This is a genomic window from Advenella sp. EE-W14 (genome assembly GCF_012923605.1).
GTDB lineage: Bacteria > Pseudomonadota > Gammaproteobacteria > Burkholderiales > Burkholderiaceae_B > Advenella > Advenella alkanexedens.
Window position 1 is genome coordinate 81,844 of sequence record NZ_JAAVNG010000010.1, and the last position, 19,326, is coordinate 101,169.

General features: G+C 49.5%; 16 protein-coding genes. 6 read left to right on the top strand and 10 right to left on the bottom strand.

Features of this window, described 5'->3' with window-relative positions:
- Nucleotides 1-116: 116 nt before the first annotated feature.
- Together HCX92_RS09885 and guaA are read right to left on the bottom strand one after the other, a co-directional pair.
- Complete coding sequence (locus HCX92_RS09885; RefSeq protein WP_169294802.1) at nt 117-830, bottom strand: phosphoribosylaminoimidazolesuccinocarboxamide synthase; 714 nt, start codon at nt 828-830, stop codon at nt 117-119.
- 78 nt (nt 831-908) lie between these two features.
- On the bottom strand, nt 909-2,501 hold the full coding sequence (gene guaA, locus HCX92_RS09890) for a glutamine-hydrolyzing GMP synthase (RefSeq protein ID WP_169294803.1): 1,593 nt from the start codon (nt 2,499-2,501) through the stop codon (nt 909-911).
- Nucleotides 2,502-2,678: 177 nt separating this feature from the next.
- Between guaA and HCX92_RS09895 the strand changes: the two genes are divergently transcribed.
- Nucleotides 2,679-3,404, top strand: a complete 726-nt coding sequence (locus tag HCX92_RS09895; RefSeq protein ID WP_169294804.1) for an alpha/beta fold hydrolase — start codon at nt 2,679-2,681, stop codon at nt 3,402-3,404.
- Between the two features lie 158 nt (nt 3,405-3,562).
- Here the strand turns inward: HCX92_RS09895 and guaB are convergent, their stop codons facing one another.
- Both guaB and purL read right to left on the bottom strand, forming a co-directional pair.
- Complete coding sequence (gene guaB / locus HCX92_RS09900; protein WP_169294805.1) at nt 3,563-5,023, bottom strand: IMP dehydrogenase; 1,461 nt, start codon at nt 5,021-5,023, stop codon at nt 3,563-3,565.
- A 152-nt stretch (nt 5,024-5,175) separates the two neighbouring features.
- Nucleotides 5,176-9,219, bottom strand: a complete 4,044-nt coding sequence (gene purL, locus HCX92_RS09905; protein ID WP_169294806.1) for a phosphoribosylformylglycinamidine synthase — start codon at nt 9,217-9,219, stop codon at nt 5,176-5,178.
- A 403-nt stretch (nt 9,220-9,622) separates the two neighbouring features.
- Between purL and pbpG the strand changes: the two genes are divergently transcribed.
- The gene (gene pbpG / locus HCX92_RS09910; RefSeq protein ID WP_248290040.1) at nt 9,623-10,456 is read left to right on the top strand and encodes a D-alanyl-D-alanine endopeptidase; all 834 of its coding nucleotides are present in this window, start codon (nt 9,623-9,625) and stop codon (nt 10,454-10,456) included.
- A 65-nt stretch (nt 10,457-10,521) separates the two neighbouring features.
- Here pbpG and HCX92_RS09915 read toward each other — a convergent pair whose 3' ends face one another.
- Nucleotides 10,522-11,730, bottom strand: coding sequence for an RNA-guided endonuclease TnpB family protein (locus HCX92_RS09915; RefSeq protein ID WP_169294807.1), 1,209 nt, complete (start codon nt 11,728-11,730; stop codon nt 10,522-10,524).
- Nucleotides 11,731-11,957: 227 nt separating this feature from the next.
- Nucleotides 11,958-12,683: a hypothetical protein gene (locus HCX92_RS09920; protein WP_169294808.1), complete on the bottom strand. Its 726-nt coding sequence runs from the start codon at nt 12,681-12,683 to the stop codon at nt 11,958-11,960.
- Between the two features lie 63 nt (nt 12,684-12,746).
- Here HCX92_RS09920 and HCX92_RS09925 point away from each other — a divergent pair, with 63 nt between their 5' ends.
- A complete protein-coding gene (locus HCX92_RS09925) occupies nt 12,747-13,205 on the top strand; it encodes a GatB/YqeY domain-containing protein (RefSeq protein ID WP_169294809.1) in 459 nt (152 codons plus the stop codon).
- 118 nt (nt 13,206-13,323) lie between these two features.
- Here the strand turns inward: HCX92_RS09925 and dinB are convergent, their stop codons facing one another.
- A complete protein-coding gene (gene dinB, locus HCX92_RS09930) occupies nt 13,324-14,388 on the bottom strand; it encodes a DNA polymerase IV (protein WP_211182352.1) in 1,065 nt (354 codons plus the stop codon).
- An 86-nt stretch (nt 14,389-14,474) separates the two neighbouring features.
- Here dinB and HCX92_RS14990 point away from each other — a divergent pair, with 86 nt between their 5' ends.
- Together HCX92_RS14990 and HCX92_RS09935 are read left to right on the top strand one after the other, a co-directional pair.
- Complete coding sequence (locus HCX92_RS14990) at nt 14,475-14,606, top strand: hypothetical protein (RefSeq protein ID WP_256368584.1); 132 nt, start codon at nt 14,475-14,477, stop codon at nt 14,604-14,606.
- An 18-nt stretch (nt 14,607-14,624) separates the two neighbouring features.
- The gene (locus HCX92_RS09935; RefSeq protein WP_169294811.1) at nt 14,625-14,963 is read left to right on the top strand and encodes a hypothetical protein; all 339 of its coding nucleotides are present in this window, start codon (nt 14,625-14,627) and stop codon (nt 14,961-14,963) included.
- On the opposite strand, the gene HCX92_RS09940 is transcribed toward HCX92_RS09935, so the two are convergent.
- Nucleotides 14,937-17,084 (bottom strand): UvrD-helicase domain-containing protein, encoded by a 2,148-nt coding sequence (locus tag HCX92_RS09940; protein ID WP_169294812.1) that lies wholly within the window; start codon nt 17,082-17,084, stop codon nt 14,937-14,939. The genes HCX92_RS09935 and HCX92_RS09940 overlap by 27 nt on opposite strands.
- A gap of 201 nt (nt 17,085-17,285) precedes the next feature.
- Nucleotides 17,286-17,636 (bottom strand): hypothetical protein, encoded by a 351-nt coding sequence (locus HCX92_RS09945; protein ID WP_169294813.1) that lies wholly within the window; start codon nt 17,634-17,636, stop codon nt 17,286-17,288.
- 269 nt (nt 17,637-17,905) lie between these two features.
- On the opposite strand from HCX92_RS09945, the gene HCX92_RS09950 reads away from it, so the two are divergent.
- Nucleotides 17,906-18,160, top strand: coding sequence for a hypothetical protein (locus HCX92_RS09950; protein ID WP_169294814.1), 255 nt, complete (start codon nt 17,906-17,908; stop codon nt 18,158-18,160).
- A gap of 14 nt (nt 18,161-18,174) precedes the next feature.
- Here HCX92_RS09950 and HCX92_RS09955 read toward each other — a convergent pair whose 3' ends face one another.
- Nucleotides 18,175-19,326 carry a class I SAM-dependent methyltransferase gene (locus tag HCX92_RS09955; protein WP_169294815.1) on the bottom strand — a complete coding sequence of 384 codons (1,152 nt, stop codon included), beginning with the start codon at nt 19,324-19,326 and terminating at the stop codon, nt 18,175-18,177.

The following is a 19,326-nucleotide window of genomic DNA, read 5'->3' on the forward strand; positions in this document are numbered from 1 at the left end:
GCAGCTCGCCAACCCGCAACTGCCTGGTCATACTGCCGCTTACCCTATCAGTACCCGATACTATTCCGGTACTACCGACTATTATCGTGATGCAAACGATAATCGAGTTAATGGCCTTATTGATTTATCAGTTTTTCGTAAACAGTGCCGTGCTCCAGCACTTTGCCGTTTTCATCCATGACACGCATGGCATCAGCCGAAATTTCGTCAATAACAACAACGTCATCCCCAACCAGACCGATTTCAATCTTCATGTCAACCAGGGTAAGGCCTTTGCTGCGTAAGTCGTCTTCAACGATACGGCACACGCGGCGGGTGAGTTCCTTGGCATGTTTGAGGTGAGCAGGACTGACAAGACCCAAGGCAACGAGGGTATCATCGTTAATCAGTGGATCACCGCGCTCATCGTCTTTGACAGTGATCTCAACCAGATAGTCCAGATTGGCATTCACATCAGCAATGTACTGCTGATAACGGCGCAGAAAGCTACCCCAGGGACGGGTACGGCAAACAAACTCAAGGCCACCAGCACCCTTGGCACTTTTACCCATTGGCTCGGCACGACGAACCTCCATGGTACCGTTTTCAAGGTCGACATTCACAAGGTGGGTGGGAATGTCGGCGGCGTGAAGGCGCTTGAAGAAGTAATCAGTCATGGCCAGGGATTTGCGTCCCTTGCCTTCGACCTTGCCAATAACCGTATTGGCACCCGGATCGATGACACCGTTATCGCCCGTCACGTCATCTTTAAAAACGAGAAGAATGTTGCCGTTTGACAAGGCATAGAGGTCTTTGGTTTTGCCGGAATAAATTTTTTCGCTGGTATTCATGTATTTACTCGTTGATGGTTTCAATATCTTGTTTTGGAACAGAGGCAGTACGCCCACCGGGCGACCCACCCCCGCAACTTATTCCCACTCAATCGTAGCAGGCGGTTTGCTGGACACGTCATAAACCACGCGATTGATACCACGCACTTCGTTAATGATGCGTCCGGACACCTTGGCCAGCAATGGATATGGCAACGGTGCCCAGTCTGCCGTCATGAAATCTGAAGTTTGTACTGCGCGCAAGGCCACAACATAATCATAGGTACGGCCATCGCCCATTACCCCAACCGATTTGACTGGCAGGAACACGGCAAAGGCCTGTGAAGTCAGGTCATACCAGCTACGACCCGTTTCAGGGTCTATGGTGTTACGCAATTCCTCAATAAAGATCGCATCGGCACGACGCAATAAATCAGCATATTCTTTTTTGACTGCACCCAAAATACGTACGCCCAGGCCTGGGCCGGGGAATGGATGCCGGTAAACCATATGATGCGGCAAGCCCAGGGCGATACCCAATTCACGCACTTCGTCTTTAAACAATTCGCGCAAAGGCTCCAGCAACTTCAGATTAAGGGTTTCTGGCAAGCCACCCACATTATGGTGAGATTTAATGGCAACCGCTTTACCGGTTTTAGAGGCAGCTGACTCAATCACATCGGGGTAAATGGTGCCCTGCGCCAGCCATTTGGCATCTTTGCGCTTGCCGGCTTCTTCCTGGAAGACCTCAACAAACTCACGGCCAATAATTTTACGTTTAGCTTCAGGGTCGGCAACCCCTTCCAGCTCACCCATGAATTTTGCTTCCGCATTGACATGAACGATATTCACACCCAGGTTTTCATGCAACACCTCCATGACCTGCTTGCCTTCATTCAGACGCAACAAACCATGATCGACAAACACGCAGGTTAATTTATCGCCAATTGCCTTATGAATAAGCGCTGCGGCAACCGAAGAGTCAACCCCGCCAGACAGACCCAGAATGACTTCATCATCACCCACCTGTTCACGAATGCGGGCAACCGCTTCAGTGACGTAATCGGGCATGTTCCAGTCGCCTTCACAACCGCAAATATCCACCACAAAACGACTGAGCAATGCCTGCCCTTTAATCGTATGGGTGACTTCAGGATGAAACTGAACCCCATAGAAATGACGTTGCTCATCGGCCATACCGGCAATGGGACAGGACGGCGTAGAGGCCATCAACTTGAACCCTTCGGGCAATTCGGTCACCTTGTCACCGTGACTCATCCATACTTTCAGCATGCCATGGCCTTCGGGCGTTTCAAAGTCCTGGATGCCTTTAAGCAGCGCAGTATGACCGTGAGCACGGACTTCGGCATAGCCGAATTCACGATGATCGGACCAGCTTACCTTGCCTCCGAGCTGCAGGGCCATGGCTTGCATGCCATAACAAATACCCAACACAGGCACACCCAACTCAAAAACCAGTGCAGGCACTTTCAATGAACTTTCATCGTACGCGGAAGAGTGACTGCCGGAAAGAATAATACCTTTAAGACCCTGTGACTGCTGTTCTTTAAGGAATTCTTCAGATACATCACCAGGATGAATTTCACAGTAAACACCCGCTTCACGAACACGGCGCGCAATAAGCTGCGTTACCTGAGAACCATAATCAAGAATTAAAATACGTTGATGCATATAAAGACCAATTAAATGTAGCAATTTGTGCAAAAAGCACAGACAGGATAAAGGGTAAATTATAATGTATTGTCCTGTACGAAATGAATGTATTTTGTCCTTCAAACACATTTATGTACGCCCTTTTCCGCTTCTTTTCCCAAAAAAAACAAATAAACAGCAGCAACAGGAGACAATATGACAAAATCTACCCCAACAACATTTGTATTGGTACATGGCGCCTGGCATGGTGGATGGGTGTGGCAAACACTGGCCGAACACTTGCGCGAGCAGGGTCATCGGGTATACACCCCCACGCTTACCGGTCTGGGCGAAAGATCCCACTTGCTAAGTGAAAGTATTACGCTTGAGACTTTCATTACCGATATCCTTAACGTGTTTAAATGGGAAAACATTAACGACGCGGTCTTGCTGGGGCACAGCTTTGGCAGTCTGGTGGCAAGCGGAGTGGCCGACAGGATTCCCGAACGCATCCGGCAATTGATTTTCCTGGATGGTTTCCTGCTTGAAAACGGCCAATCTGTTTTTGACACCCTGCCTGAAAAAGCGGTTGAAAAGCTGAAATATATTTCGCAAATCCAATGCAATGGCCTGGCCTTACCCTCACCAAGACCGGTATTGGGCGGCTATCCCGATGATGAAGAAACGACAGAACTCATTGCAAACCTGCTAACCCCCCACCCCATTGGCACCTACACCAGCAAGCTGGAACTGCATCATCCGCTGGGCAATTACCTGCCGGTTACGTATTACAAATGCACCAACCCACCCTATGATCCGGTTGCCCATTCACATGTACTGGCCAAAAAACAGCAAGGCTGGAGCATCGTAAAGCTGCCAACCCCTCACGCAGCGCCCTTTACCCACCCCCATTTGCTGGCTGATTTGCTACTTTCTTTTTAAGCCAGAGCCAAACCCCTTGGGGTAGAGTCATCCTGACACGACATATTCACCCGCCAACACAGGCATTTACACGCCACCATAAAAAAACCCTTCCGGATTTTGTCGGAAGGGTTTTTTGTCTTGACGACCTAACCTGCCTTAAGCAGTATTAAACACGCTTAGTCAGCACGATAGTTAGGTGCTTCTTTGGTGATTTGCACATCATGCACGTGAGATTCGCGAACACCGGCAGAGGTGATTTCAACGAACTCGGGCTTGGTGCGCATCTCGTCGATAGAAGCACAACCGCAGTACCCCATGGAAGCGCGAATACCACCCACCAATTGGTAGATAATGGCCAACACACTGCCTTTGTAAGGAACACGGCCCTCAATGCCTTCAGGAACCAGTTTGTCGGTATTGCTGGAGGCTTCCTGGAAATAGCGGTCGGCAGAACCTTTTTCCATGGCACCCAAACTGCCCATGCCACGATAGGACTTGTAAGAGCGACCCTGGAACAGAACCACCTCACCGGGAGCTTCTTCAGTACCGGCAAACATACCACCCATCATGCAGGCATAGGCACCCGCAACCAGGGCTTTGGAAACGTCTCCGGAATAACGGATACCACCGTCGGCAATCAAAGGAACACCAGTGCCGTCAAGTGCCTTGGCCACCTCTGAAATGGCGGTAATTTGCGGAACACCGACACCAGCCACAACACGGGTGGTACAAATTGAACCGGGACCAATACCCACTTTCACGCCATCGGCACCTGCCTCGACCAGGGCTTTAGCCGCTGCTGCCGTAGCAATATTGCCACCAATAACATCAATTTTGGGGTAATTTTGCTTGACCCAACGAACACGATCCAGCACACCTTGAGAATGGCCATGAGCGGTATCCACGATGATCACGTCAACACCAGCGGCAGCCAGTTTGGCTACGCGCTCTTCGGTACCCTCACCCACACCTACGGCAGCACCAACACGCAACTGACCCTGTGCATCTTTACAGGCAAAAGGATGTTCGGTGTTTTTGACAATATCCTTGACGGTCGCCAAACCACGCAATTCAAAATTGTCGTTAACAATAAGCACGCGTTCCAGACGATGTTTATGCATCAGGGTTTGTGCTTCTTCAAGCGTACTGCCTTCATGCATGGTCACCAAACGCTCTTGCGGTGTCATGACATTTTTGATGGGCTCGTCGTAGCGGTCTTCAAAACGCAGGTCGCGGTTGGTGACAATACCCACCAGCTTGCCATTTTCAACCACTGGCAGACCTGAAATACCATTTTGTTTTTGCAATTCGATGGCATCACGAACGTTCATGGAAGGCGTGACAGTAATGGGATCGATAACAATACCAAACTCATGACGTTTGACACGGGCCACTTCACGGGCCTGCTCGTCGGCCGTCATGTTTTTATGAATAATACCAATACCGCCTTCCTGCGCCATAGCTATTGCCAGGCGTGACTCGGTAACCGTATCCATGGCTGCAGACACCAGCGGGATATTCAGGCTGATATTACGGGTTAATTTGGTTTTTAGAGAGGTGTCGCGTGGCAACACATTGGAATACGCAGGTACCAATAAGACATCGTCAAAGGTAAGCGCTTTTTGAACTAAACGCATGAAAGACTCCGGGCGCAAAACGAGATTATACGCTTAAGGGATAATGCACTCAAGCCATTGAGCACATTGCCATAAAAAAACCCATTTACCAACCCGCAATTGACTTGCAAATTGGGCAAATGGGCATTCATTTCAACCATTACCGTCGGGTACTAGCCTAAAGCCACCCTGGCGTTCATGAACATGCGCATCCAGGGCGTGTAATCACCGCCTTCATCCTTGACACCCCAGGACTCGGGAGCCCAGGACATCATGACATTACGGGTAACCCGCTCGGGATGTGGCATCATAATACTAAAACGGCCGTCTGCCGTGGTAACACCCGCCAGACCATAAGGACTGCCATTGGGGTTCGCAGGGTAAGTTTCAGTAATCTGGCCATAGTTATTCACATAACGTACGCTCGCCAGCACTTTTTCCTTGTTACCCTGTTCGGCAAAGTTGGCATAACCCTCTCCGTGTGCAACGGCAATCGGTAATTGCGTGCCTTCCATGTCTTTAAAGAAAATGGATGGCGAGCTGGCAATTTCAACCATGGTCAAACGGGCTTCGTATTTGGCAGACTGGTTATACGTGAACTTGGGCCAGTACTCGGCACCCGGAATCATGGAAGACAGGGTTGCCATCATTTGACAACCATTACATACACCCAGAGCAAAAACGTCTGGACGGGCAAAGTACGCCGCAAACTGCTCAGAAAGCTGATCATTGAAGCGGATTGTACGGGCCCAACCCTCACCGGCACCAAGAACGTCACCGTAACTGAAACCACCCACAGCCACCAGGCCCTGCATATCAGACAGATTGGCTTTACCGCTGAGAAGATCAGTCATGTGAATGTCGTAGGCATCAAATCCGGCCTTGGTAAAGGCCCAGGCCATTTCCACATGACTGTTACAACCCTGTTCACGCAATACCGCCAACTTGGGACGCGCACCCGTATTAATGAAAGGCGCGGCAATATTTTCCTGGGGATTAAAATCCACTTTCGGCGTAAAGCCAGGATCGGTCTTGTCATCCCAGGTACTTAATTCGGCCACGGCGCAAACCGGATTGTCACGACGCTTCATGATCTGGTAACTGATTTCACTCCATTCCTTACCCAGCACCGCACGATCAAAACCGAATATACGCTTGCCATCACGGTAAAACTCAATTTCATCATGGGTATTCAGACTGCCAATAACATGCGAACACAAGGAAAGGCCAGCACCGCGCAATACCTGCAATACAGCATCACGATCGGAAGCTCGCACCTGAATGACAGCACCGGCCTCTTCATTGAATAAAGCTTTGATAGTGCTTTCATCACGCTGCACGGCAACCTGTTCTGGACGAATCTTGTAATCTCCCCAGTCGGCCACATTCTGGTCAAAGGTCAGCATATCCAGATTGATGGAGACACCGGTATGCCCGGCAAAAGCCATTTCACTGACGGTTGCCAGCAAACCGCCATCAGAACGGTCATGGTAGGCAAGAATGGAACCGTCTTGCGCCAGCGCACGTATGGTCACAAAAAACTTGCGCAGCAATTCCGGATCTTCAAGATCGGGAACTTCATTGCCATACTGATTGATGACATTCGACAGCACGGAACCGCCCAGACGGTTTTTACCCAAACCGAGGTCAATAAGAATCAGGGAAGTATTACCCTGATCGGTCACCAGTTGCGGGGTCAGGGTTTGACGCGCATCATTAACCGGTGCAAAAGCGGTCACTACCAGGGAGACAGGTGAAATGACCTCTTTCTTTTCATTGTTCTCTTCCCAGCTGGTACGCATGGACAGGGAATCCTTACCGACCGGAATGGCAAGACCGACTTGCTGGCACAATTGACTGACCGCCTGTACCGTATCATACAAGGCGGCATCCTGACCTTCCGACCCACAAGCGGCCATCCAGTTGGCGGACAGCTTAATGTCTTCAATTTTGGCAACATCGGCAGCGGCCAGATTGGTAAGGGCCTCAGCAATCGACATCCGTCCTGAAGCGGGCGCATTAATGATGGCCAGCGGAGAACGCTCGCCCAGTGCCATGGCCTCACCACGATACCCTTCGTAATCAGCCAGTGTAACCGCACAATCAGCCACAGGCACTTGCCACGGCCCAACCATCTGGTCACGGGCGTTTAACCCACCCACCGAACGGTCTCCAATGGTGATCAGGAAGGTTTTATTGGCCACGGTAGGATGACGCATGACCTGGCGGGCAACGGTATCAAAGTCAAGACCGGTAACATCTATAGGCGCTTCGCTTAACTGAACCCGGGTGACATCACGGAACATGCGTGGCGGTTTGCCAAGGATCACATCAATAGGTACATCGACCGGGCGCAGTTCGGTGGCGGGATCCAGTGAGGTGGTACCTGCCTCGCCAGGCAGCCCTTCCCCATTAGTGACACGCAACACACGCTCTTCAGTGGCGACACCCACCACCGCATATGGACAACGCTCACGCTTGGCAAGCGCGTCAAAACGCGGCAAGTCTTCAGGCAGGATGGAAAGTACATAGCGCTCCTGGGCCTCGTTGCTCCAGATTTCAGCGGCAGACATGCCCGACTCTTCAAGGTTGACCCGTTTCAAGTCAAAAATCGCTCCCCGGCCGGCATCATTGACCAGTTCAGGGAAAGCATTGGACAAACCGCCCGCACCCACGTCATGAATGGCGATAATGGGGTTGTTATCCAAAAGCTGCCAGCAGGCATCAATCACTTCCTGGGCACGACGCTCCAGTTCAGGGTTGCCGCGCTGCACGGAATCAAAATCAAGCTGGGCCGAATTGGCACCCACACCCATACTGGAGGCGGCACTGCCGCCCATACCAATACGCATGCCCGGGCCACCCAGCTGAACCAGCAAAGCACCCGGAGGTATTTCATCTTTATGGGTTTGACTGGCATCGATGGCACCCATACCACCAGCCAGCATAATGGGCTTGTGATAACCCCATTTTTTTCCGGCAACGGTTTGTTCATAAACCCGAAAATAACCCAGCAAGTTGGGCCGGCCAAATTCATTGTTAAAGGCAGCACCCCCAATAGGACCATCTATCATGATATCCAGCGGTGTCGCGATACGGTCCGGCGCACCATGAGAGTCTTTTTCCCAAGCCTCGGGGGCATCATCAAACTGAAGATTGGAAACCGTAAAGCCGGTAAGCCCCGCCTTGGGTTTTGAACCACGTCCGGTGGCGCCCTCATCACGGATTTCACCGCCCGCCCCGGTAGCAGCACCAGGAAACGGCGCAATAGCGGTTGGGTGGTTATGGGTTTCCACTTTCATGAGAACATGGGTAAGACGTTCATGTGAAGCGTATTTGCCTGGACCGGCTTCGGCAATATCAGGATAGAAACGCTGGGCAACCCCGCCTTCCATAATGGCCGAGTTGTCTGAATAGGCAACCACCGTACCCAGGGGCTGGGCCGCATGGGTTTCACGAATCATGCCAAACAGTGTATTTTCTTTATTTTCACCATTGATTTTCCACTTGGCATTGAATATCTTGTGACGACAATGCTCACTGTTGGCCTGGGCAAACATCATCAACTCAACATCGGTGGGATCACGTCCAAGCGTGTTAAAGGCATCAACCAGATAATCAATTTCATCTTCGGACAAAGCCAGACCCAATTCGGTATTGGCCGCCTCAAGCGCCGCTTTACCCTGTGCCAGCACCGACACGGTTTGCAAAGGCTTGCCTTCAAGCGTCTTAAACAATTCCTGCCCGTCAAAATCGACATCGACCACGGTTTCAGTCATGCGGTCGTGCAGCATGCCTGCAATGCTGGCAAGCTGCGCTTCGGTAAAATGTTTGCTACCCAACAAGCCTTTTTCAGGAATCAACAGGTATTCAATACCGCGCTCAATTCTTTTAATGCCAGACAAACCGCAGTTATGGGCGATATCAGTCGCCTTGCTGGCCCAGGGAGAAATGGTTCCCAGACGAGGCAAGACACGTAAACTGACTGTTTTTTTATCCTGAATGTCTTCAGCATTAACAGGGCGACCATAATCAAGCAATTGCTTCAGACGCTGCTGTTCAGCTTCGGTAAGGGTTTGCTCGCTAAGCACATGGTGCTCATAGCGGGCAACTACATTGGCAACGGGAATACCCGCCGATTTCATTTTGGCAAGAAGACGTTCGCGTTTAAACGCAGACAACACTGAAGAACCGGGAATAAATTGGTAAATAGACACGTTTTTGTTCACAAAAAAACAAGCTGGATGGAAAGCCTCCATTTTAGCCTGCCTTGGCGATTGGCTCTCGGAAAAAACCTTAATAGACAAAAATATTGGCCGGCTCTCTCAGGATTGCCACGCCCCAATTATTTTGATACAAATAATTACAATATGACAGGAGCACAAGACCACATGCCACCCATAAAAAAAGTCTTATAAATCAAACCAGTCCAACATTCCGAATATCTTCATAATGAATTTAAAAAGCATCCATAACTATTTAATATATATACTTTTTTTATATTCAATTCTATAATTGAAAATGAAAAAAACCCTATTCTAATTATATTTATCCTTGACTATGCGAAAATACCTGAACAAAACCTTGTCAGCGTGCTTAAGTGCATTTTGCGCCTTCAGCATGCAGCTGGCACCCGTGGTTCATGCCCAAACACCCAACAAACCCATTTCGGGCCCAAATGTAACCGGCTCGGCCGATGCTGGCGCTTCCCTGAAATCGGAAGTGGCCTTTGTGGTTGACCTCAACTCGAACGAGGTGCTGTTTTCCAAAAACAGCGACACCATACGCCCCATTGCCTCCATCAGCAAACTCATGACCGCCTTGGTCATTGCCAAAGCACATTTGCCCATGGATGAACAAATTCAAATTACGGATGCCGATGTCGACCGCTTCAAGTACTCCAGCTCACGACTAAGTATCGGTACCACACTGACTCGCCGTGAACTGCTCCATCTGGCCCTCATGTCCTCTGAAAACAGGGCCGCCCATGCTTTGGGTCGCACTTACCCGGGTGGCATGGAAGCCTTTGTGCGCGAAATGAATGCACAGGCCCGCGCTCTTGGCATGACCAGAAGCCGCTTCGTAGAACCCACCGGCCTGTCCCCCATGAATGTTTCCTCTCCCCGTGATCTGGTCAAGCTAATTCAGGCCACATCAGAACAACCGCTTATTCGTCAACTTTCCACCAGTGATGAATATGAAGTGGTCACCAGTAATGGAAAAGTACAAAAATACAAAAACACCAACCGTCTTGTCAGAAATTCCAACTGGACAATTCAGATTTCAAAAACCGGTTATATTAAAGAAGCCGGTGATTGCCTGGTCATGAAAACACAAATGGATGGTCGTCCGGTTGCCGTTGTATTGCTGAATTCCCAGGGCCGCCTTACCCGTTTTGCCGATGCCATCCGGGTTCGCCATCTGGTACAAAGCGATTACCCCACATTGCTTTGACATCCTCCCCTCCCTCTCGCTAACGCTCGGCCCCAAGGGGCCAAGGAAGGGGATTCCTGCCGTGTTTAGCCCACAGAGGCTAACTCACCTCGGTGGGTTCCTGCTGCTGGCGACCTGACTGCATCGCTCACTTCACAGGCGAACCGGGCGTGTCCCGCCCTTAAAATATTAATCGCACCGATCTTGTCGGCATGATCTTCAAAACTGCATTGAACACAATGAAACCGGGCTTGTGTCTGGCGATTGTCTTTTGATACATGGCCACAAGCCGGGCAAGTCTGGCTGGTATGCTGCGGTGGTACCGCAATCAGCCAGCCCCCATTCCATGCGGTTTTATATTCAAGCTGTCGCCTGAACTCGCCCCACCCTTGATCCAGGATGGAACGGTTCAGGCCCGACTTGGCCTTCACGTTGCAACCGGGCCGCTCACGGGTACCGGATGCCGACCTGGACATATTCCGTATCGGCAAATCTTCAATCACGATCATGGCGTGGTTTTGGCTGATCTGGCTTGAAGCCTTATGCAGAAAGTCCTTGCGCGCGTTGGCAATACCGGTATGTAGCTTCTGGATTTTGGCCCTGGCCTTTTTCCAGTTACTGCTGAATGTCACTTTACGGCTCATGGCCCGTTGATAGCGGGCAAGCCGTACCTGATGCTGCTTGAAACGGTTGAGCGGTGCAATATAACTGCCATCGCTCAAGGTGGCAAAACGGGCAATACCCATATCAATGCCAATGGCAGTGGTCGCTTTAGGCAGGGGCTGGTCTACTTCCCGCTCCGTCTGGATACTCACAAACCATTTACCTGCCGACTGGCTGACGGTGACATTTTTGACCTGGCCCTGAACGTTCCGGCTGTTGCGATAACGTACCCAGCCCAGTTTGGGCAGGAAGATGCGGTTATTGCCTTGCTCCAGCTGAATACCTTGCGGATAACGGAAACTGTCAGCACGGCCTTTTTTCCTGAAGCGCGGAAATTCGGCCCGCTTTTCAAAGAAATTTTTGTAGGCCCGTTCCAGGTCCTTCAAGGCCTGTTGCAACGCCTGGCTGGGGGTGTTATTCAACCAATCGGTTTCCGCTTGTTTTTTCCATGCAGTCAGTACCTTGCACAACCCGGCATAACCCAGTTTCTTTTCTCCCGCTTTATACCGTTCCTGCTGCAAGTGCAATGCCTGGTTATACACATACCGACAGGAACCGGCAAAGCTGCGCATGGCGCGCTGCTGTTGGCCATTGGGCATCAGTTCGAATCGGTAGGCTTGAAGGCGTTGCATAGGGTTTAGTATAGTTGAAACAGAAAAGCGTGCAAGAAAATGGTGTCCTTTGGATCCCGTGCTATCCATCCCCACCATGAATGATGGGGCTTTCCGCACTTAGTGGTAAGTCCACATAAACCGGCAAGTCCAAATAAAAAAATCCCCGGCATAAACCGGGGATTTTTTTTATTGATCCGATCTTAATTTTTATTGACCAGGCCTTAATTTATATCAATAAATTTTTATCAATGAATTTTATCATCTGCCTCTGGACCGGTCGGACGCAATTCGTATTCGCCACTATCGGCTTCTTGCCAGAACCTTAAAGGCACACAAGTCAGCAGCCGCTCTATCATTCTCTTGCTCAGTACCGGATCCAGTGAATTTTTGGTTTTATTGGCAATATCCACCGTTGCATCACCCTGTATTTGATCAATATGAAGGTGGGTATCACGGGCAAAATGAATGTTGATTTTCTCGTCTTCATCAGCATGCAATAAATGAATTGTCTGCTCTAGGGAAAGGGACTCAGGCAATTGTACATACCGCCCGCCAAAAGTGATAACCCGCCCCGCCGGAACCTGTTCGGCTTTGGTCAATTCAAGCACCACGCTCGCGGCATAGCCCACCCCAATCAGGGCGGTTGCCTCTACGGGAAGCCCAAATTCTTGCCTTTTTTCATTGAGATAAGCAAGATATTGTTCATCACTTTGCATAACCATCTGCGCCAGTTCCGCCTCTGACAGGGCTATATGCTGCAACAGCTTTGCCTCCCAGGAATCAGGCTTATTGGCCTGAACCGGATAATGACAAACCGCGACCACAGCCGCATTTTCAAAATGCTGGCATATTTGCTGCACCAGCACATCAAGATTCTCTTTTTGTCGTATATCATCAAAAAAAATAACGAATAATTGCCTGATGTCCTTATTTCCGGGAACAAGTATTCTTTCAGTTACCAGCGCTGTCATGTTGATGCCTATAAAAAACTGCGTAATAATATAACCCTATCTTAACATTCCCCTGGAATTTTCATGTCTGATTCTTTAAAACAAACCATCTCGGCAGAAATTAAAAATGCAATGCGCGCCAAACAATCCGAGCGCCTGGGTACCCTGCGTTTATTGCAGGCTGCCATCAAGCAAAAAGAAGTCGATGAACGCAAAGAACTGTCCAACGACGAAATTCTGGCCATTATCGAAAAGCAAATCAAACAAAGAAAAGAATCCATTTCCGCTTACGAAAAAGCCGGACGCACCGAAACCGCCGAGGCAGAAAAAGCGGAAATGCAAGTGCTTAGTGAGTTCCTGCCCGAGCAGGCCAGTCCGGAAGAAATCATTGCCGTCATTACTGCCGCCATCGAAGAAGTCGCCGCGCAAGGCGTCAGTGGTGCGCCTGCCATGGGCAAGGCCATGGCCATCATCAAACAAAAACTGGCCGGCCGCGCCGACATGTCCGAGCTGTCCAAACAACTCAAAGCTCGTATCATGTAATTCAAACCACCCGCCAGCCAGGCCTGGCTTGACTCACAACAAGCATAAGCCTGACAGGCTCACCCGCGCCACACAGAACAACCATGACGTAGCGCGGGTTAGCCCATTATCACCCCCTCTACAGCAGGGACAATTGCTGACCGCCTTGCCCGTCTTCAAGAAAATGGCTGACACCGATACCCGCCAGACGAAACTGATAACGCCTGAGATCTTCATCCACCCTCTCCAACAAAGATTGACCCGCCTGAAGCAAGTGAGCCTGACTGTGCAGCGGAACAGAAAAGGTCTTTGAACGGGTAATTATGCGAAACGTGTTTGTTTTAAGCTTTAATGTCACTGTATAGCCAAACTTTTTCTTTTTAAGCAACTGCCCCCATAACCTGGTGCACAATGCGGCCAGAAAGGTCTCTACCTGCCCAAACGCAATATCGTCTTCAAAGGTGGTTTCTGTTGAGATTTGCCGGGCTGGCTGATTGGATTCCACCGGCCGGTCATCAACCCCTCGTGCCAGTTGATACAGGCGATAGCCGAATTTGCCAAAATGATAGGCCAACTCAGCATCATTAAAGCGTAAAAGATCACTAACCGTAAACAAGCCCAATTGATGAAACCTGGCCAGGGTCACTTTGCCCACACCGGGAATCTTCTGCAATGGCAGCGGTGCCAGAAAAGCCTGTACTTTGGAAGGGGAAATAACAAAAATACCATTGGGTTTATGCCAATCTGAAGCAATTTTTGCCAAAAACTTGTTAGGTGCCACACCCGCCGAAGCCGTTAATCCAGTCAGCGAAAAAATATCCGCCCGAATGGCATTGGCGACCTCGGTGGCAGAAGGCAGATTCTTGAGGTTTGAGGTGACGTCCAGATAAGCCTCATCCAGTGACAAAGGTTCTATCTTGTGGGTATAACATTCAAACACCGACCTTACCTGCCGGGAAACCGAGCGGTAAAGATCAAAATTGGGCGGAATGTAAATGGCCTGCGGACATAATTGCCTGGCCCTGGCCACTGACATGGCCGAACGCAAACCGTATTTCCTGGCCTCATACGACGCGGCACAAATCACCGAGCGGGCACTATCCCAGGCAACCACAACCGGCTTGCCTTGCAACGATGGATTCTCTCTAAGCTCGACAGAAGCATAGAAGGCATCCATGTCAACATGAATAATCTTGCGCGTCATCAAAAAAGCAAACCTTAAATTGGATTACAATAGGCAGTCATGCATTAAGCACCCATCAAACACCTCTTACACGTTCATTATAAATCATGAAAAACAAATTGCTTCTACTGGCTGTTACCGCCCTACTTGCCGCTTGCGCCAGCAAGGGTGCCTATGACGGTGCCCCTTCGATGCCTGCCGATGTACCCCCCCCAACCAATTTAATGGCTCCCCAATAATAACAACAGCGCTACCCCATGGAACTGCAAAGCACTTTAATCCGCCCCCTCGAACATGGTATAGAAATCCAGTGTGAAGTGGAAAATCTGTCATTGAATGTTTATTTCATCCTGGGTGAAACCGATTTCGAAGAAATTACCACCCTGGTCCCCAAAGAGCGTTTTGAACAGGGCAATGATATTCACGTTGCTTCACTGGACGAATCACTGGACATTGAAGACGAAATGGAATCCGTGCTGGTCAACATGCAATCGGAAGATACGGTTATTTTCTTTTGCTCAGATGAAAACAGCTTTCACACCGGGCTGGATTTCCTGAACTATCACGATTCACGCACTTTTATCAAACCCAATTAAACGACATAAAGTCGTTTTCAGTCTCTGTTTAAACGAAACCCATGGAAGGTCTTTCCACATCGGCAAAGGCCCCGGACACCAGGAAGATAATATCCTGCCCACTTGCGGGTCTTTATCTTTCTGCACTTCTATCGCATAACCATTCTCTAACAGTTCAAGTACAAACGCTGAAGGATGATCAGGCTCATACATCAGGTAAACATGCTTTCTGGCCCGGGTTAATGCCACATAAAACAAACGCCGCTCTTCTGCCTGCGAAAAATCTTCCGCTTCAGGCAACAAAGATTCTTGCAATAAGTTGGACACTTTACCCGATGGAAACCCGAACTCACCATTATTCAAACCCAGCACAATAACATAATCGGCCTCTTGTCCTTTTGCCGCATGCACCGTTACCCCCCTCAAATGCAATCCCGAAAACTGCTGTTCCCAAGCTTGCAAGGCAGAAGCCGGCAACAATAAATGCCTGAAACGGGCCAGGATCAATACGGTTTTCTCTGGCTGATCACCGTGCTTCAGGACAATCTCCCGCAAGACACCCGCCACCCCTTGTTTTTCATCCAACACACTCACAGCCGGCCCGGTCTGCTGCACACCGGCAATCAGACACTTACGGGTTTGTGAGGGATTTTCCAGTACAAAGCGGCTGGCCACATCCGAAATCCGGTTATTGAACCGGAATGTATGACGCAGCGCCACACACCTTGCCTTACCAAACCAGGTCTCAAACTTAGAGGTATACGCTATATCACTGCCAGCAAAGCGATAAATGGCCTGCCAGTCATCGCCCACACAAAAAAGCCGTATCTGTGGATTTTGCACTCTTAGCGCCTTAATCAACGCATAGCGCTGGGCAGACAAATCCTGAAACTCATCGATCAGTATATCGCTCCATGGAGCGATATACTTACCCTCCTGAACGTAACGGATCGCCCTGTCAATCATCATGGCATAGTCAATTTTTCCAGAGTCCAGAATATATTGTTCATGTGACTGGGCCAGGGGAATTAACAAGTCCAGCAAAATCCGCTGATAGCGGTGCTGAAAATCGGTTTTATTTTCCAGCAAGGTCCGCATGACTGACAAATTTTGATGCCCTGACCGGGCCGCCAGCAGCGCCGACTTCAGCAAATGCACCAAATGACGTAAACGGGAAGGTGAGCGAAACAACTTGTCTGAAATGGGCAAACACTCCGGCCCAAGACCCAAGGCCTGCTGAATCATGCCAACAAACGGATTAATACCTGAAGCGTCTATTTTCTGCTCGTAAAACTCAAGCAGAAAAGTACCATGCTGGCAATGAATCTCCCGCACCCTGGTGCGGTATTTTTCCACCAACGGATCATGCATGACCCATGATTCAGGCAGATCATGAATTTCCACATAGCAATCATAAGTACTTAAGTAAAAGCAGCAGCAATAAGGTTCATAAGCACGCAAATAAATATCCCTGAAATAATGCGCTCGATAAACATAAGGGATACCCAGCACGACCAGCGCATTGGCAAACAACATTTCACTCACATTTCTGGTGTAATCATCGTTATACGACCTGAAAACATGCTGCTCCAGGTAAGCCCGATATTTTTTTTCCGCTTTAAAACAGGACCGAAAACGAGGTTGGGTTTCATAGGCATCAAACCATGACAAGACAAGATGTCCATACCGGGCCGAACCATTAAGTAATTGAAAAAACTCCCTGTCAAGATAGGCCTGCAGGCAAGTGTCATCATTTAACTCGGACAAGGCAATCGAGGTTTGCTCAACCTCCCGGACAATACTTAAGCCCAAAGCATGAAATGTTCTGGCTTGAACAGTCCCGCCCCCTTGCTTCTGCCGTGAAGCAATACGACTATCCATTTCATGAGCAGCCTCTCGGGCAAACGCCAGCAACAGAATCTGCTCTGGCCTGGCCTTGCCACTGGCCTGTAAATAAGCGGCACGACCTGCCAGCGTACTGGTTTTTCCGGTTCCGGCACCGGCCAAAACCAGGGTATTTCTGGCACTGGATACACATGCAGTACGCTGTTCATGCGTAAGGGGTTGTCGCTCTATCCTGTCAAACAGGCTTTTATAAGCCTTCAATTCCTGTAATTCACCATCACTGCCAGATTCACTCATCGCTGCTCCGCCTAAAAAGCAACCTTATTCTAATAAAAGAAATTCACATAAAATGAAGTAATGGCCAAATACATCCAGGGGCCAAATACATCCAGGACAACAGAAGCGAAAATAAAAATGCCCGCCTTTAAGGCGGGCATATGGACTGCCTGGAGTTTCTGACTAAAAAGCCAGACCGGGCGAGTACCGAAGTCTTGAAACTTACTTAGGCGAAGACATATCCTGGACCGGAGCAGTACCTTGCGGTGCGGCGGGCACAACCGTGGTAGAGGTCTCTTGAACCCTCTCTGTACGGCCATCAGGATATACAATTGTTTTTACCGTTGTATCAGCCTGATAGGAACCCACTGGAAGTTGTGCGCCTGCATTAAGTTGCTGGGCCTGCTCGGGGGTGAGCACGACCGTTGATTCTCTAATGCGTAAAGTGGGCTCTACATACATATCCTGGGATTTGGCCCAAGCAGAGCGCGTATCTCTTTCCTGAGCCTGAACCGCCTGAACCATTGCTGAAGCAGTGAGTGCGACCAAAGCAGGGATAATATATTTTCTCATGATTGAAATCCTTGAAATAGGCGATTGAAATCCTTGAAATAGGCGTTACCCGTTTCCATATTGCTCATTGTAAACCTTGCAATCACAATTTCATCTTTTACCAAATTAGGGAAATTGCATTGCAAGTGCACACATTAGAAAATTACATTACTTTTAAACAGTAAGAAATTTTCTTCAGCTACTGGAATACTATATCCTTTATTTCAATAAAAGTAAAAAATTTCTCTTATTTTCGTTACAATAACTACTGTCCCCAGGAGATAAAATCCATGAAAAAAATACTGTTTGCTATTTTTCCCCTCGTGTTGGCAGGCTGCGCATCCAGCGGCATAGACGTTGTTGACAGAAACAATTTTGGTGTTAAATGTTCTGCAGATGCCAATACGCCACCCAATTGGGAAATGTGCATGAAAACAGCACAGGCCACCTGCGGGGTGCAATCGGTTGTCAACGCATCACAACATGCACCCACCGGTTCGGGCAATCCGGACGATGCCTATTTCATGACATTTCAGTGTCACTGATTACGCGCAACCATTCAGTCTTGAACACCCAACCGCCACAAACGGGTCACTTCCGCCTTTCTGGCGGCATGCAACCCGTCTGTGGCATCGGTCACTTTAGCATGATGCGGTTTTATATCAAGCCGTTCCAGCACGGTTAATCCCGCCTGGCGTATCCAGTCAGGCAAGTCTTCAGGGCTTCGCAAACCAAGGTGCTCGGCAAAATCAGACATAATCAGCCAGCCCTGGCCATTCCGGTTTAAATGAGCGGGTAGATGCTGCAAAAAACCCTTCAGCATTGCACTACCGGGATCATACACCGCCTGCTCCAGCGGTGAGGATGGTTTTGCAGGAAGCCAGGGTGGATTACAAACGATCAAATCCGCCTTGCCTTCAGGAAAAAAACTGCGCTGCTCTACCGTTATCACGTCCTCATGGCCCAGATTGGCAATATTGAAACGGGCACATTCAACCGCCCTTTCCTGCAAATCAGTCGCCACAATATGCGGTACTCCCCGTTTGGCCAGAATAATTGACAAAACACCGGTACCGGTACCAATATCAAACGCGGTCTGGCAGCCTTCAGGCAAGGGGGCCTGGTCGAGCAACTGCAAATATTCACCCCGTACCGGTGAAAACACCCCATAAAACGGATGGATTTTGCCACCTGCCTGGGGCACCGGCACGCCGTTGCGGCGCCACTCATAAGCACCAATCACCCCCAACAACTCTCTGAGTGAAACTACAAAAGCACCGGTATGGTCATACACTTGTTCACAGGCTTGTTGCACATCAGGAGCGCGACGAAGCGCGATATGAAAGCCAGGCTCAATTCGAATAAGCAGCATACCCAACAGACGGGCACGTTGAGCCTTCCCCAAACGGTACAAATTGAAAGCATCACGACTGTTTTCCCTGGTGGCGGTTTTTTCTTTTTTTCTGGCCGTTTTCTTATCAAGACGCCGTGCCATGGCCTGCAACAGCTGACGGGCATTCTGATAATCACCCTGCCACAGTAAACCGACCCCTTCATGCGCCAGCCTAAGTGCCTCATCGGCAGTCAAAGTATCATTCACAGGCACAATACGCCTGGGTGGCCTGGCACCGCTTTCAGAATGCCACTGGACAGCATGATTTATTTCGTTTTCCTGCCAGGAAAGGGTTTGCGGCATAATTTCAACAGTCAT

Bases quoted from the DNA above. Each gene is read 5' to 3' on its own strand.
- HCX92_RS09915 (WP_169294807.1), bottom strand. From the start codon at position 11,730: ATGCAACGCCTTCAAGCCTACCGATTCGAACTGATGCCCAATGGCCAA.
- HCX92_RS09955 (WP_169294815.1), bottom strand. From the start codon at position 19,326: ATGACTGTTGAAATTATGCCGCAAACCCTTTCCTGGCAGGAAAACGAA.
- guaA (WP_169294803.1), bottom strand. From the start codon at position 2,501: ATGCATCAACGTATTTTAATTCTTGATTATGGTTCTCAGGTAACGCAG.
- HCX92_RS09950 (WP_169294814.1), top strand. From the start codon at position 17,906: ATGAAAAAAATACTGTTTGCTATTTTTCCCCTCGTGTTGGCAGGCTGC.
- HCX92_RS09945 (WP_169294813.1), bottom strand. From the start codon at position 17,636: ATGAGAAAATATATTATCCCTGCTTTGGTCGCACTCACTGCTTCAGCA.
- HCX92_RS09920 (WP_169294808.1), bottom strand. From the start codon at position 12,683: ATGACAGCGCTGGTAACTGAAAGAATACTTGTTCCCGGAAATAAGGAC.
- dinB (WP_211182352.1), bottom strand. From the start codon at position 14,388: ATGACGCGCAAGATTATTCATGTTGACATGGATGCCTTCTATGCTTCT.
- HCX92_RS14990 (WP_256368584.1), top strand. From the start codon at position 14,475: ATGAAAAACAAATTGCTTCTACTGGCTGTTACCGCCCTACTTGCCGCT.
- HCX92_RS09935 (WP_169294811.1), top strand. From the start codon at position 14,625: ATGGAACTGCAAAGCACTTTAATCCGCCCCCTCGAACATGGTATAGAA.
- HCX92_RS09885 (WP_169294802.1), bottom strand. From the start codon at position 830: ATGAATACCAGCGAAAAAATTTATTCCGGCAAAACCAAAGACCTCTAT.
- HCX92_RS09895 (WP_169294804.1), top strand. From the start codon at position 2,679: ATGACAAAATCTACCCCAACAACATTTGTATTGGTACATGGCGCCTGG.
- pbpG (WP_248290040.1), top strand. From the start codon at position 9,623: ATGCAGCTGGCACCCGTGGTTCATGCCCAAACACCCAACAAACCCATT.
- HCX92_RS09925 (WP_169294809.1), top strand. From the start codon at position 12,747: ATGTCTGATTCTTTAAAACAAACCATCTCGGCAGAAATTAAAAATGCA.
- HCX92_RS09940 (WP_169294812.1), bottom strand. From the start codon at position 17,084: ATGAGTGAATCTGGCAGTGATGGTGAATTACAGGAATTGAAGGCTTAT.
- guaB (WP_169294805.1), bottom strand. From the start codon at position 5,023: ATGCGTTTAGTTCAAAAAGCGCTTACCTTTGACGATGTCTTATTGGTA.